Genomic DNA, 14,062 nt, shown 5'->3' with positions numbered 1-14,062 from the left:
ATCAGGCGGCGGGTTCGGCGGCCACCTCGCTGATGCGGGTACGGCGCCCAACCGTCGCCAACCACCGCGGCGCCCACCAGTTGAGCGGTCCCAACAATCGCATGATGGCCGGCACCATCAGCGCGCGCACCACGGTGGCGTCGACCGCGATCGCAATGGCGATGCCGATGCCGATCGACTTGATCAGGACCACGTCGGCAAGGCCAAACGCGAGAAACACCGCGATCATGATCGCGGCCGCGCCCGTGATCAGGCGGCCGCTCCGCTCGAGTCCCTCCGCGACGGCGCGCGTGTTGTCGCCGGTCGCCCGCCAACGCTCCTGGATGCGGGCGATCAGCAGCACCTCGTAATCCATCGAAAGGCCGAACACCAGGGCGAACAAGATCACCGGCACGCTCGGGTCGATCGATTGTGCCGTGAAGTTGAGCAGGTTGCTGAGGTGACCTTGCTGGAAGATCCATACCATCGCCCCGAACGAGGCCGAGATGGACAGCAGGTTCGTGACCACCGCCTTGAGGGGGAGGAAGACCGAACGGGTCATCAAGAACAGGACGATGTACGTCACCAGCAGGACGAAGCCGAGCGCGTATGGCATTTTCGCGGTGATGAACGCGATCACGTCCAGATCGCTCGCCGTTTGGCCGGCCACCAGCAGCTGGCCGCCCGCCGGCAGGGAGTTGGCGCGGATGGTCGTGACGAGGTGGCGAGCGCTGTCGCTCGACGGGTCAAGATTCGAGATCGCCGTCAGGAGCGCGATGTGTGAGCCGAACTGTGGCTCATCGACCCGTAGCACACCGGGCAGCGCGCCCAGTTGCTGCGTCAACGCGGTGACCGCGGCCGCCGACGTCCCGTTCTGCGGATCGGCGTTCGGGAAATAGGCCACGACCGGAATCTCCGTGTTGCCGTAGCCCGCGAAGTCGGCCACCAGTTTGTCGTAGCCCTGCCTCGCCTCGTTATGGGGCGGTAGACCGTCGACGCCGATGCCGGCCAGGCGAAGCTGCAGGAAGGGCGTCCCAACCGTGAGCAGCACGGCGAAGCATGGCACGAGAACGATAAGGGGCCGGCGCATGACTCGGGTAGCGGTGCCGTACCAGAATCGGCGGCCGCCACTCTGCCGCTGCCAGGGCAAACGAAAGCGGTTGACGCCGTTGCCCATCACGGCCAGCAAGGCCGGGAGCAGTGTCAGGCCGTAGAGGACGGCAAGCGCGACGACGAGCGCGCCGGCCAGCCCCATCGAGCTGAGGAAGGTCCCTCTGAAGAAGAGGAGCGAGGACAGCCCGATGGCGACCGTGAGCCCGGAGAAGGTGATGGCACGACCTGCGGTGGCCATCGTCGTGGCCAGCGCCGCTTCTCGCGACGCGCCGCTTTGCAGCTCCTCACGGAACCGCGAGACGAACATCAGCGAGTAGTCGATCGAGACACCCAACCCGATCAGTGTCACGATGTTGAAGGCGTACTGCGAAACGTAGGTGTAATTCGAGAGGAGCAGGGTTCCCACGACACCACCGAGGATGGTCAGCACCCCGACGCCGATTGGCAATAACGCGGCGAGCGCGCTGCGGAAGATCAAGACGAGCAGGATGAGGGCGAGCGGCAATGAGACGAATTCGGCACGCTGAAGGTCGGCCTCGAGCGTCGTGTTGAACGCGTTGTTCAGCGGCACATTCCCGGTGAGGAGCACCGTCAGCGCTCCCGGGTGGACCATGGCGCGCAGCTGTGGCAGGTAGGTGCTGGCCACTTTGCTCTTATCCCTGAGGTTGACGATGGCGACCGCCTCATGCTGATCTTTTGAAACGAGCCCGGCAGTCGACCCGCCGTAGGGAGTCACCACCGAGACGACCCGTGGGTCGAGCCGCAGGGGAGCAACCGCCTGCTCGAGCGCCGTCTGGTAGCTCGGATTCATCACCGTCAGGTCATGGTTGCTGAAGAGGAGCAGGAAGGAACTGCCGGTGCCGGAGGCGTGCGGTAGCTGAGCGCTGACGAGGCTCGCGGCACGGTCTGATTCGAGCGGACTCGCGGGCTGCGGGCCGTCGACGTTACCCTTCGTGCCGAGGCCAACGACCGAGAGGGCGAGCACGATGACGGAAAGGGCCAGGAATGGCCAACGGAAACGGTACACGACATGCGCCCAGCGCTCGAACATTGTTCATCCTCCTATTCGCCGGCGGGTTACCGGCTCTGGGGCAAGTCTGGGGACCGCCGATGGCGGGCCGACGCCAGATCCGCCGCGATTCTGCGTCGAAACCGCGGCGCTAGGGAATGAAGCGGTAGCCGAGGCCCCAGACGGTGACGATCTTTTCGCCGACGTCGCCCAGCTTGCCGCGCAACCGGCGGATGTGATTGTCGACCGCCCGGTCGAATCCGTCGTAGTCACCGCCCCAGATGCGCTCGATCAAGAACTCGCGGTTGAAGGCACGGCCGGGATTCGCCGCGAACAGCAGCAGGAGCTCGAACTCCTTTGGCGTCAGGGCGAGCTCGGTCTCACTGATGCTGGCGCGGTGGGAGGTGGGATCGACGCGCAGGGCGCCGTGGACAATGACCTCCTCGCCGGTGGCGGCGGTCTGACCCCGCCTCGCCTCCAACTCCACCCGGCGCAGCGCGGCTCGGGTGCGCGCCAGCAGTTCCCGCATGCTGAAGGGCTTGACCAGGTAGTCGTCGGCCCCGACCTCCAGGCCGAGCACGCGGTCGACTTCCTCCGAGCGGGCGGTCAGCATGATGATCGGCATCAGGTATCGCTTCCTGAGCTCTCGGCAGACGCTGAGCCCATCGAGGCCGGGGAGCATCCAATCCAGGATCAGGAGCTGGGGCGCCTCCTCCGCAACCAAGCGGAGCGCGGTCGGCCCATCACGGGCCTGTCGCACCACGTGGCCCTCCGCCTCGAGCTCGGTGCGGAGCAGGTCGTTGAGGGCCGCCTCGTCTTCGACGATCACGATGGATGCCACGGCTCAGGTGCCCTCAGGTTGCAGCCGGATCCGAAACACGCTGCCGTGCCCCGGGGTGCTGTCGGCACTGATCGTCGCACCCATTGCGGTAATCAGGTCGCGGACGATGGCCAGCCCCAGCCCGGAACCTCCCGAATCGCGTGCGCGGGATTCGTCCGTACGGTAGAAGCGATCGAACACACGTAGTAGGTCCTTGGCGTCGATGCCGATGCCCGTGTCCGCAACGGAGATCATGACGCGGTCACCGTCGAGTTGCGTATCGACGGAGATCAGGCCGCCGTCGGGCGTGTTGTTGACCGCGTTCCTCACCAGGTTTCCCAGGACCTGGGCGAGACGGTCCGGATCGGCCAGGGCGCGCGGCAGCTCCGACGCGCTCGCGTGGGCAAGGCTGAGGTTGCGTTCGCGCCGGGCCAGCGGCGCCAGAGCGGCACAGACGCGATCGACCACCTCCGTTACGTCGGTGGGCCGTACATCGAGGTGCAGCTCGTCGGCGTCGGCGCGTGCCAGGATGAGGAGGTCGTCGACCAAGGAACTGAGGCGCTCCGTCTCGTTGCCGACCACCGTCAAATACTGACGCGTTTCCGCGTCCATCTGCCGGTCCGGCTTGAGCAACGACTCGACATGCGCGCTGATGCTCGCCACCGGGGTACGCAGCTCGTGCGATGCGTTGACGATCATTTCGCGGCGGCTCTGATCGGCCCGCTCGGCCCGACCACGCTGGGAATCGGCCTCGGCTTGGGCGGCGGCCAATTGCAGGCGGCTCTCGTCGACGCCCAACATCATTTCCGCGAAGCGTGCCCAGAGCCAACCGATCCCGTTGAGGCCCGCGATCGAGGCGACGAGCAGCAAGATCCCAACCGCTCCGATCAGAAGGGTGGCGAGGAAAAAGGCGCCGAAGGGATGGCCGTCCGGGGTGAGCGTACTGACGCCGATGTTGATGCTGACGTTGCGCGCCATCGTTGGGTCGGCGAGCGAGACGAGATAGCCTACCGGCACGGCGGCCATCGCCAGGGACGCCGACAGGAGGGCGACCGTGAGGGCAAAGGCGATCACGCTGAAGGGGAACTCGATCAGCAGATAGGCGAGGCTCTTCCAGGTCACCGGCTCTCGCAGAGTTTTCAGCAGGCGGGGCCAAAGTGCCAGCGGCTTGGGCTCGGGGACCGATAGCGGCCGAATCTTGGCTCCCAGCAGACGAATTGCCAGTTCGCGCTCGAACTGCGCGGCCAGCAGCCAACCGAGCATCGTCACCGCCAGGATGGCGAGGCCGACCCCGATCACCGCGAGGCCCAGCCCGACGGAGATTCCGGTCACGATCAGCACGAAATAGGTCAGCGCCAGCGGAAAGGCCAGCAGCAGGTAGACGATCCGGAGATACGTCTGGCGATCGCGCAGCAGGCTGAGCGCGGCCTCGGTCATGATGGGCAGCTTAGGCCGGACCTGTCGCGACTTTATGTCGAATTGACGTGTTCGCGGCGAACGTATACTTCAACCCACCTATCCGCCACTACGAAAAAGGGGTGAGCTGTGCAGGTACAGGCCATCATCCCGGCAGCTGGGGCCGGGCTTCACCAGGGGGAGTCCAGTGCAAGGGTGCTGATGCCGGTTGGAGGCCGGTCCTTGATTCGCCGCACGCTCGAAGCGTTCGACCGATGCCCGGAGATCACCGGCATCACGCTCTTGATCTCACAGCGCAACCTGCTCGAGGTGACGCGCGAACTCGAGAGCGACGGCTGGCGCAAGGCAATCGACATCCGCCTTGGCGGTGAGCGCCGGCAGGACTCAGTTCGCATCGGCCTGTTGAGCCTGAAGCAGGATCCCCCGGATTTCGTGATCGTCCACGATGGCGCCCGTCCCCTGGTCAGCGATGAGCTGATCCACGCCGGTCTCGAGGCCGCCCGGCAGCATGGGGCGGCAACCGCGGCCATCCCCGTCCATCACACTTACAAGCACGTCGACAGCGCCGGCTTCGTCCATGGGACCGTTGAGCGCTCCGACCTGGTGCAGGTCCAGACGCCACAGGTCTTCCGCTACGACTGGCTCCTGGAGGCGCACGAGAAGGCGGTGCGCGAGCGGATCGTCGTCGAGGACGACGCGGAATTGATCGAGAAGCTGGGTAAGCTCGTCAAGGTTTTCTCGGGCTCGTCTCGTAACCTCAAGGTCACGACCCGGGAGGATGCGCTGATGGTGGAGGCGCTGCTGGCCACCGACCCCTTGTGCGTGTAGGGACCGGCTTCGACCTGCACCGGCTGGTGGTGGGTCGCAAGTTGGTGCTTGGCGGTGTCGAGCTTCCGTGGGATATGGGATTGACCGGCCACAGCGACGCCGATGTCATCTGCCACGCGCTGATCGATGCCCTCTGCGGGGCCGCAGGCATCGGAGATATTGGCACCCTCTTTCCCGACGACGACCCGAAATACAAGGATGCGCGCAGCCTGGACTTGCTGCGCGAGGTGGCGGATCACTGCCGGCGTGCCAAATGGCAGGTGGAGAACGTCGACGTCACGCTGCTCGCCCAGGTCCCCCGGCTCACGCCATACCGTGAGGCCATCCGGAACAACCTCGCGGGTGTGCTCGGCATCGACCCGGCGGCGGTCGGCCTCAAGGCGACCACGACCGATCACGTCGGGCCCATCGGCAAGGGCGAGGCCCTCGCCGCCCAGGCGGTGGCGCTGCTTCGAGAGATTCCATGACGCCGCTGCGCCTGCACAACACGATGAGCGGCCAGGTGGAAGAGTTCGTCTCGATCGAGCCAGGCCACGTCCGGATGTATACCTGCGGCCCGACTGTCCACGACTACTCACACATCGGCAACTTCCGCACCTTTCTCTTCGAGGACCTGCTGCGCCGCGTGTTCCTGCAACAGGGGTACCGGGTCACCCAGGTGATGAACCTGACCGATGTCGAGGACCGCATCATCAAGAAGTCCGCGGAGCGCGGCCAGACGATCGACGATTTCACTGAGCAGTACATCGAGGCCTTTTTCGAGGACCTCGACACGCTGCGGATCCGGCGGGCCGAGCACTACCCGCGCGCGACGCAGCACATTTTCGAGATGGTGTCGCTGATCGAACGCCTCACCGAGAACGGCCACACGTATGTCGCCGACGGGTCGACGTACTTTCGGATTTCGACCTTTCCTCGCTACGGCGCCCTGGCCCACCTCGATGTCAGTGGCCTCAAGGCGGGTGCGCGGGTCGATGTCGATGAATACGGCAAGGACGATCCCAGGGACTTCGCCCTCTGGAAGGCGCGCAAGCCCGGGGAGCAATCCTGGGAAACGCCGCTGGGCGCGGGACGGCCCGGCTGGCACATCGAATGCTCCGCGATGAGCATGCAGTACCTGGGGGAGTCGCTCGACATTCACGCCGGCGGGATCGACCTGATCTTTCCCCACCACGAGGACGAGATCGCGCAGAGCGAGGGCGCCACCGGAAAGCCGTTTGTACGCTACTGGCTGCACGCGCAACACCTGCAGGACTCGACCGGCGAAAAGATGTCGAAACGCCTCAAGAACTTTTCCACGGTTCGCGATCTGCTAGCCGAGGGATATGCGCCACGCGCCATCCGATATGCACTACTGACGGGAGCCCACTATCGGAGCCCGCTGGCCTTTTCGCCCGAGCTGCTCAAGGCGGCGGACAGTTCAGTCAAGCGCCTGGATGAGTTCGCCGTGCGGCTTGGGAGCGTGGCGGAGGCGGAACCGACTGGCGAGATTCGAAGCCGCTGGGATGAGGCTCTCATCGACGACCTCAATCTGCCGGCGGCCGTCGGCCATCTCTTCGAATTCATCAAGGCCTTCAACCCACGGCTCGAGTCGGGAAAGGCGACGTCGGAGGAGCGCGCCGGCGCGATGGCGCTACTCCGCCATGCGAACGGCATCCTCGATGTCATCGACTTCCCCGAGGCCGTCGATGCTGACGTCGACAAGCTAATCGCCGAGCGGCGGATAGCCAGGGAGCGGCGCGACTTTGCCCGCTCGGACGAGATCCGCAAACAGCTGCTTGCGATGGGAATCCAGCTGGACGACACCAAGGACGGCACCCGCTGGAAACGGATCCGGTAGTCCATGCCTCGGCCGCCTGACATCATTTACGGCCGCAATCCGGTGCTCGAGGCATTCCGCGCCGGGCGGCCGGTAAAGCGGCTGCTGCTGGCCGACGGCCTTCGGGAGGAACCGAGGCTGAAGGAGCTACGGCAACTTGCCGCGGGCCGCCACGTGACGATCGAGCCCGCCGACCGCCGAAAGTTGGACGACATCGCGCACTCGGAGGCCCACCAGGGCGTGGTCGCCTATGTCGGTCCGCGAAAGTACTGGGAGCTCGAACCGATGGCTCGCGAAGCGCTGGCCGAACGCCCCGACGCGGTGCTGCTGATGCTCGACAGCCTGCAGGATCCGCAGAACCTGGGCACGATCAGCCGCACGGCGGAGGCGACCGGCGTGGGCGGGATCGTGACCTCGCACAACCGGTCCCCGGAAGTGACGCCATCGGTAGTGAAGGCATCAGCCGGGGCCGCCGAGCACCTGCGCTATGCCCGCGTCGCGAACCTTGCGCAGGCGACCGAGACCCTCAAAGCTCTCGGCTTCTGGATCGTTGGCCTCAGCGGCGACGCGCCCACGCTCTACACGGAGTTCGACTACCGGCGCCCACTGGTGCTCGTGATCGGCGCCGAAGGGGAGGGGCTGCATGATTTGCTGCGCAAAAAGGCCGATGCCCTCGTCCGCCTACCAATGCTCGGCAAAGTCAGCTCGCTCAACGCCGCGGTCGCCGGCTCGATCCTGCTGTACGAGGTGCTTCGCCAGCGAGGCCGATAATTCGGCTCGTGGCCGGCCAGAGCGCCCAGGCGCACGCGGCAGACAGCCAGGCGATCCCCAAAAGGATGGCCGCACCCAGGAACTGACCGCTTACGACGTCGGCGAAGCTGACCACGAGCAGGACCACCGCCTCCGCGGCGATGACGACGCTCTTTAGATCGCTCACGGGCGCGCCCCAGGCAGGTTCGTACCGCCGGTTCGCGCCCGATGCTCGTTGAGGGCGGCTTCATATTCCTCGAGGGACTTGAACTCTTCGGCCTCGAGCAGCACCCGCTTGGTGGCCGTTTCCCAGTCACGCGGGAGCGTCTTGAACATCGGCAGGCCGCGCTTCCGTCGGTAGAGGATGAACAGCACGACGGCGGCCAGCACCCACAGCGGGCCGATGATGCGCGCGTAGTGGTGGGTCAGGAGCACCATGACGAGGAAGAAGAGGACGCCGAGGAAGCCGAGCACACCGAGGACGGGAAACCAGACCGGGTTCCCGCGATAGGTGATCCGGATGTTGAGTGGCATCTTGTACGGTCGCGGGGTGAACGGATCCTTGAGGCGCAGCACAAATAGGGAGATGAACACCAGCAAGTAGCCGGTGGTGGCGCCGAAGGCGTAAAGATCGGCCAGGACATCGATGGCGGCGTTCTTACCTGACGGTCCCGGTGTGAAAAAGGCGAAGACCGTCTGCAAGAGCGCGACCACGCCGAATACCATCACGGCTCGGGCCGGGGTGGCGAATCGCTTGTTGACCTGGGCAAACCAATGCGGCAGCAGATCGAATTGGCTCATCGAGTAGCTCAGGCGCGACGAGCTGACCATGCCCGAGTTGGCCGAGATGAACACGATGAGGAAACCGATGAGGGCGGTCAATGGGGCCGCGACCACACCGATGATTGGGATGTGGGCGGCGATAAGCGACACCGGATCGCCCTCGTGGCCGTAGAAATCCGTCGGCTTGACGAGCCCGATGGCGAGGACCGAGAACGCCATGGCGAACAGCAGGACCGAGATGACGAGGCCGATCGAGGTGCGCGGGATGATCGTCGCCGGTCGGCGCGTTTCCTGGGCAACTTGGGAGATTGTCTCCAGCCCGACGAAGGCGATGATGGCCAGTGACGAGCCGAAGGCGAATTGGCTCAGCGACGGACGATCGAAGAGAAACTCGTGGGACACGATCTCCGGCCGCCAGACCAACACGAAGCCGGCGAGGACGATGATGCTCTGGGCAATGATCGCGATCGTCCCGATGACCTCGTTGAAGTTCGTCGACACCTTTATGCCGCGGACGTTGAGCCAGATCAAGAGCGCGATCCCCGCTATCGATTCGACCAACCATAACCAGGCGAGATTGATCGGCCCGATGGTCACGGTGAAATCAGTGGTGTGACGCCCGAGCGTGACCCACGGCAGGAAGTAGTTGAAATACCCAAAAGCGACCACCGTGAACAGTGAGATGTCGATCGTGTAATCGAGCACCAGGGCAGCGCCGGCCACCAATCCTGCGAGGTCCCCGAGCCCGCGCAGCGTGAAGTACTGGCCGCCGCCCGCCAGCGGATAGGCAGACGCCAGCTCCGCGTAACACAGGCCGACCAGGGCGAAGACAAGGCCTGCCGCCAGGAAAGCCAGCGGCGCCAGGCCGAGGGCGGCCAGGGTGATGATCCCCAACGCGGTGTAGATATCTGCGCCAACGGCCGCATAGCCCCACATGTACGAGCCCCACACGGAAACGTCGCGCCGGAGCTCGCTCCCGGAGATTCCTTCCGCTGGGAGGTGCCCGTCTGCTGGTGGCTGCATTGGCGCTTCTCAACGTAGGTCCTGATCGCGAGACGGCTCACCGTACTCAGTACGGATTGTTGTACGGAGAACGGCCGAATCCGTACTCGCCCCCTCTTCCGCACCGAGTACGGGGACTCGTCGTAGGATTGCTCGCGGAGGGTTGTGTGGCCACGCCTGAGAGCAAACGCGGTTCGAGCCTGGCTCGTGTTCTGCCAGGTCCCTTTGCCCTGGCCGGCCGGCCAGAGGAAATCGCGGTTGCGGCCGGCTGCATTGTGGCGCTCCTGTTGGTCCTCGCCGGCGACCTGCTCACGCCGGTCCAGGTTGCGCTGACCGCCCTGGGTCTGATCCCCCTGCTGGCTGCCGTCTGGCTCCTATCCGACCGGCTCGCCCTGGCGGTGGCGGTGGTCGGGCTCGGTCAACTGGTGCTCACCACCGCGCTGGGCAGCGTGAGTCTGGCGACCGGCGTGTCGGAGGCGACCGCCTATCTCGTGTTGGGCCTGGTGGTCCGCCTCTATGCGGGCAGCCTCGCTGACCTGCTCGCCCGGCAGACTCCGGGAAAGCGGACCGAGTTCACGAGTCGCACCGGTGTCGAGACACTGACCAGGCGCGAGCGGGAGGTCGCGGCGCTCGCCGCGCAGGGCTATACCGCCCGCGAGATCGGCGAGCAGCTGCACATCGGCGAGCGCACCGTCGAGACGCACGTCGCCAACGTCTGCAGCAAGCTCGGACTGAAGGCCAAGGTCGAGCTCGTTCGCTCGGCGTCGCGGCTCGGCTTATAGAGGTGGAGCGACTGATCGTCGACGGCTACAACATCATCTTTGCCTGGCCCGAGCTCTCCGCGGTCAAAGATGTGAACCTGCAGGACGCGCGTGAGCTCCTGATCGCGACGCTGGCGGACTACGCGGCGATGACGCGGCAGAAGGTCACGGTGGTGTTCGACTCGCATCGCCGCCCCGACGCCGAGGCATCGGAGCAGACGGTGAGCGGCGTGCAAGTCGTCTACTCAGGGCGAAAGACGAGCGCAGATCATGTCATCGAGCGGCTGCTCTTCGAAGCAAAAGCGAGCGACGAGGTTACGGTCGCCACCTCCGACGCGCTCCAACGCGACCTCGCGCTTGGCCGGCAGATCAAGACCGTCTCGGCGCTGACCCTCAAGGGCCAGGTGGATGCCGTGCTGGCGAGCCGCGACCGGCAGATAGGAGACAACCGTGCACGTTCCGACATTGCCCGCCGGCTCGAGGATCGCCTCGACCCGAAAACCCGTGAACGTCTCGACCGTCTGCGGCGAGGTGAACCAACCTAGTCACGCCGTCCCTTCCACGCCGGGGACGGCTAATTACGGAGAAATAGGAAAGAGGGCCGCGCGAAGCGGCCCTCTTTTCTGCTGGCTGGACCTAGCAGCTCGAAAGGCCGGGACTGAAGCGGTTGAAGGCCGGCGTCGTCGTGTAGTAGTCGGTCACATACGTGCCGTCGCTAAGGCGGTCCCAGATGGCGGTGCCGTTGATGACGCTGGCGGAGCGGACCTGGCAAACGATCATGATCCGATGGCGCGCCGGTAGCATGCCTAGCGTGCTATAGCCCGTGCCGGGACCAGACCGCTGCCGGACGGTGTCGATGGTGAAATACGGATGTCCGGCCGGTTGCGCCGGTGGGGTCGGCACCGGGTAGGAGATCGGCCGTACCGCGAGCGCGGCGAAGTGGATGTAGCGAGGTGCCCGCACCGTGCGCTGCCCGTACCGCAGGTAGTTGGACCAGTTGTACTCCTCAACGGTCGCGTTGCCAGCGGCGTCGACGGCCATAACGTACGCGACGTGGCCGCCCCACCAGGCACCGCCCTCCCCGCCGTGCCAGACGGCCACCGAGCCGACGGTCGGATGACTATCGACGACATAGCCGATCGATGCCGCCGCTGCATCCCACGATCCGCCGTTACCGAAGAACGCGCTCTTCCCATTCGGGCCTTGCAGCGACGCACCGTGCAAACGGACCCCTTCCTGGCTCAGCCGGAACGCGGCGAACGAGGTGCAGTACCCAGTGTAGAAACCCCAGGGATCGAGTTTGTTGACGGTCCCGCGATAGGGGTAGTCATCGACTCCCGCGGCGCTGACCGAAAGTGCCGGAACCCCTACCAGGAGCACCGTCGCTCCCATTACCGCCGACAACGCCTTGCGCACGCTGAACCTGTCGCGATCCATAGGGCTGATGCCACCTCTTCATCGCGCGCGTTGCGCGGTATTTGCCTCCCCGTCCGCTGTCGATACAACGGAGGGTGCGCGCCGATGGCATCGCTCGATCCGCGATCGTTGTTACTTGGTCGCAGCGCTGTTGGCGGCTGTCACGGGCTTACCAAGAGATCGTGTCATTTGCTGGCGACCCGTCCCATGGCCGGCTGATCCTGAATCAGCTTCGGGCGCGCCCAATGGAGGACGAGCAGGGCCCAGCCCCATCCCAGCAGGAGTCCGGCGGTCACATCGGTGGGGTAATGGACGCCCAGGTAGACACGGGACCAGGCAACCGCAAGGGCGATCACGATGCCGAGAACAATGGCGGCCTCACGCCAGCCGCGTGCCAGGCTCTGAGAGAGCATGATCGCGATCGTCAGGTAGATCGCGGCCGCCTGCGTCGTGTGCTCGGAAGGGAAGCTGAGAGAGGAGAGCTGGCTCAGATGCTCGATCGTTGGCCGCGGTCGGGCGACGATCACCTTGACAACCAGCGGCAAGACGGCGCTCCCGACCGCGATCACCACCAGGGCAATGTCGTCCGCGGGGCGCCTCCAGCGACGGAGCAGCAGGAAGGCGATCGAAAGCGGCGCCAGAAGGACGAACGAGCCCGCCTGGGTTACCACCCACGCGATCGAGGTTAGGGTTGCGTCGCGACTGCCCGCGATCGCCTGAATGGCCTGAAGGTCGAAGCCTGGAGCCCATGCCCTGATGCCGATACCGGCGAGCGCGGTCACGACCGACAGTCCTAGCAGGATACCGAGGACGCGGACCGAAAAGGCGACGAGGGCTGCCCGCTTATCGATGCTTGTCCTTGAAGCTCACCGGCGCGACCACGCGAAGCCCGCCGGGCACGATTTCGAAGGTCCCCGGAATCTTGCCGGCGATCTCGCCGTCCAGGGTGACGTCCATCGGCTCCCTGGTCCCGACGCGCAAGCGCGAGACTTGGAGCGTTCGAAAGCCGCGGATCCGGCGACGTACGTGAAAGATGGGATAGAGTGCCGAACGCAGCAACCGCCTCATCGGCAGGTGCTCGATCATGATGACGTCGAGGGCCCGGTTGTCCGGATTCGCACCCGGGAGCTTGAGGTCGAGAAATCCCCCAAAGACCGGGGCGTTGATCACCGAGAGATGGACAAGGCTCAAGGACTCGGTTCGTCCTTCGACCTCGACCTCGCACCGGAAGACCGGCCGTTCCTTCATGGCGATCGCCATCGCGACCGCGTAGGTCAGCCGCCCGAATCGCGCTCGCAGATCGGCTCGCGTCGCGAAGCGCGCGAACTGTACGTTCAGGCCCATCGCGGCGGCGTGGACGAAATACCGAGGCGGTTGACCATCCCGGGTCAGCTTGCCGGCGTCGTGGCGCGAAACCTGGCCGCGCGCAAGGAGTCGCACCGCCTTGTCCAGGTTGATAGGGATCCTGATCGATCGGGCGAAGTCGTTCGAGGTACCGAGGGGGAGGATGCCGAGGACCGCCGGTGTCGCTATGACCGCATTCGCGACCGCGCCCACGGTTCCATCGCCGCCCGCCGCGACAACGATGGGTGATCGTGAGCCGTTGCTTCGAAGCAAATCGGGCAGGCGATGAACGTCGTCGACCGCGATCTCAGCGACCACCTCGAGCCCGCGGGCGGCCATCAGGTGCTTGGCCCGGGCCAGCTTGTGTTCGTTCCCTGCGTGCGGGCTCGCAACCAGGATCAGCTGGTTGGTGCCGGCCCTTTCCGTCGCGGGCGCGGGAGTCACCGGATCCCACCACTCGCGAGCAATGCGGGTGATCACACCGCTGGCGAGTCCCATCCCCGTGCCGATTGCCGCCCCCACCAGCACGTCGAACGGATAGTGCACGCGCAGGTGGACGCGTGAGTAGGCAACACCGGCCACCAGTGGGAGGATTGGCAGGAGCAACCACGGCTCCTCCGTGCCGACGCCAGTCGCGAAGGCAAAGGCGGACGCCGAGTGCCCGGATGGGAACGAGAAGCTGCCCGGCATGGTGACCGGCAGGGGCCGAATGAGCCTGCGGCTGGCCGGCCGCTCGCGTCGAGCCAGGTATTTCAACGGGAGGTTTACGAGCGTGGACGTGATCGCGATCGAGACGATGCCCCGGAGTGCGGCCCGCCGACCCGCGCGGCCGCCGAGCATGCTGATCACGCCGGCGATGGCGAACCAGAGCATCGATCGGTTGGCGGCATTGCTCAGTTGCCCGAGGGAGCGGTCGGCGAGTTGCCGCTCCTTTCGCGTCAGGCGCTCGAACAGCCACCGATCGAAGTCATCAAGGAGCATGAGGGGGCGGTGCACGAAGCTTCAGACTACGTGGCAGCGGC

Annotated in this window: 13 protein-coding genes; 6 read left to right on the top strand and 7 right to left on the bottom strand. The window is 65.5% G+C overall.

What is annotated here, in order from left to right; genetic code table 11:
* Position 1 precedes the first annotated feature (1 nt).
* From VHK65_02000 to VHK65_01990, 3 genes are all read right to left on the bottom strand, one after another.
* Positions 2-2,143: an MMPL family transporter gene (locus tag VHK65_02000; GenBank protein HVS04922.1), complete on the bottom strand. Its 2,142-nt coding sequence runs from the start codon at positions 2,141-2,143 to the stop codon at positions 2-4.
* 109 nt (positions 2,144-2,252) lie between these two features.
* Complete coding sequence (locus tag VHK65_01995) at positions 2,253-2,942, bottom strand: response regulator transcription factor (protein HVS04921.1); 690 nt, start codon at positions 2,940-2,942, stop codon at positions 2,253-2,255.
* A 3-nt stretch (positions 2,943-2,945) separates the two neighbouring features.
* Positions 2,946-4,358 (bottom strand): sensor domain-containing protein, encoded by a 1,413-nt coding sequence (locus VHK65_01990; GenBank protein ID HVS04920.1) that lies wholly within the window; start codon positions 4,356-4,358, stop codon positions 2,946-2,948.
* A gap of 108 nt (positions 4,359-4,466) precedes the next feature.
* Between VHK65_01990 and ispD the strand changes: the two genes are divergently transcribed.
* Genes ispD through rlmB form a run of 4 tightly spaced genes read left to right on the top strand, consistent with a single transcriptional unit; the run spans position 4,467 to position 7,755 of the window.
* Positions 4,467-5,165, top strand: coding sequence for a 2-C-methyl-D-erythritol 4-phosphate cytidylyltransferase (gene ispD, locus VHK65_01985; protein ID HVS04919.1), 699 nt, complete (start codon positions 4,467-4,469; stop codon positions 5,163-5,165).
* Positions 5,156-5,632, top strand: coding sequence for a 2-C-methyl-D-erythritol 2,4-cyclodiphosphate synthase (ispF, locus tag VHK65_01980; protein HVS04918.1), 477 nt, complete (start codon positions 5,156-5,158; stop codon positions 5,630-5,632). Before ispD ends, ispF begins: the two co-directional genes overlap by 10 nt.
* Positions 5,629-7,005, top strand: a complete 1,377-nt coding sequence (cysS, locus tag VHK65_01975) for a cysteine--tRNA ligase (protein HVS04917.1) — start codon at positions 5,629-5,631, stop codon at positions 7,003-7,005. The genes ispF and cysS overlap by 4 nt, the downstream gene beginning before the upstream one ends.
* A gap of 3 nt (positions 7,006-7,008) precedes the next feature.
* Entirely contained in the window at positions 7,009-7,755 is a 747-nt protein-coding gene (rlmB, locus tag VHK65_01970; protein ID HVS04916.1) for a 23S rRNA (guanosine(2251)-2'-O)-methyltransferase RlmB, read from the top strand.
* A 162-nt stretch (positions 7,756-7,917) separates the two neighbouring features.
* Here the strand turns inward: rlmB and VHK65_01965 are convergent, their stop codons facing one another.
* Complete coding sequence (locus VHK65_01965; GenBank protein HVS04915.1) at positions 7,918-9,540, bottom strand: APC family permease; 1,623 nt, start codon at positions 9,538-9,540, stop codon at positions 7,918-7,920.
* Between the two features lie 146 nt (positions 9,541-9,686).
* Here VHK65_01965 and VHK65_01960 point away from each other — a divergent pair, with 146 nt between their 5' ends.
* Together VHK65_01960 and VHK65_01955 are read left to right on the top strand one after the other, a co-directional pair.
* Positions 9,687-10,301 carry a helix-turn-helix transcriptional regulator gene (locus VHK65_01960; protein HVS04914.1) on the top strand — a complete coding sequence of 205 codons (615 nt, stop codon included), beginning with the start codon at positions 9,687-9,689 and terminating at the stop codon, positions 10,299-10,301.
* A gap of 2 nt (positions 10,302-10,303) precedes the next feature.
* Positions 10,304-10,825 (top strand): NYN domain-containing protein, encoded by a 522-nt coding sequence (locus VHK65_01955; GenBank protein HVS04913.1) that lies wholly within the window; start codon positions 10,304-10,306, stop codon positions 10,823-10,825.
* Between the two features lie 91 nt (positions 10,826-10,916).
* Here the strand turns inward: VHK65_01955 and VHK65_01950 are convergent, their stop codons facing one another.
* From VHK65_01950 to VHK65_01940, 3 genes are all read right to left on the bottom strand, one after another.
* Positions 10,917-11,717, bottom strand: coding sequence for a CHAP domain-containing protein (locus VHK65_01950; protein HVS04912.1), 801 nt, complete (start codon positions 11,715-11,717; stop codon positions 10,917-10,919).
* A 164-nt stretch (positions 11,718-11,881) separates the two neighbouring features.
* Positions 11,882-12,478 (bottom strand): phosphatase PAP2 family protein, encoded by a 597-nt coding sequence (locus tag VHK65_01945; GenBank protein ID HVS04911.1) that lies wholly within the window; start codon positions 12,476-12,478, stop codon positions 11,882-11,884.
* Between the two features lie 61 nt (positions 12,479-12,539).
* Positions 12,540-14,036, bottom strand: coding sequence for a YegS/Rv2252/BmrU family lipid kinase (locus VHK65_01940; protein ID HVS04910.1), 1,497 nt, complete (start codon positions 14,034-14,036; stop codon positions 12,540-12,542).
* Positions 14,037-14,062 lie beyond the last annotated feature (26 nt).

The sequence above is a fragment of the Candidatus Dormiibacterota bacterium genome, assembly GCA_035544955.1.
Classification (GTDB): Bacteria; Chloroflexota; Dormibacteria; order CF-121; family CF-121; genus CF-13.
Note: the sequence above shows the minus strand (reverse complement) of the source record. Positions and strands in the feature narration are given on the sequence as shown.

What these genes read in the sequence shown, in the direction of transcription:
- VHK65_01950 (HVS04912.1), bottom strand. Translation starts at nt 11,717, where the DNA reads ATGGATCGCGACAGGTTCAGCGTGCGCAAGGCGTTGTCGGCGGTAATG.
- VHK65_01965 (HVS04915.1), bottom strand. Translation starts at nt 9,540, where the DNA reads ATGCAGCCACCAGCAGACGGGCACCTCCCAGCGGAAGGAATCTCCGGG.
- VHK65_02000 (HVS04922.1), bottom strand. Translation starts at nt 2,143, where the DNA reads ATGTTCGAGCGCTGGGCGCATGTCGTGTACCGTTTCCGTTGGCCATTC.
- rlmB (HVS04916.1), top strand. Translation starts at nt 7,009, where the DNA reads ATGCCTCGGCCGCCTGACATCATTTACGGCCGCAATCCGGTGCTCGAG.
- cysS (HVS04917.1), top strand. Translation starts at nt 5,629, where the DNA reads ATGACGCCGCTGCGCCTGCACAACACGATGAGCGGCCAGGTGGAAGAG.
- VHK65_01990 (HVS04920.1), bottom strand. Translation starts at nt 4,358, where the DNA reads ATGACCGAGGCCGCGCTCAGCCTGCTGCGCGATCGCCAGACGTATCTC.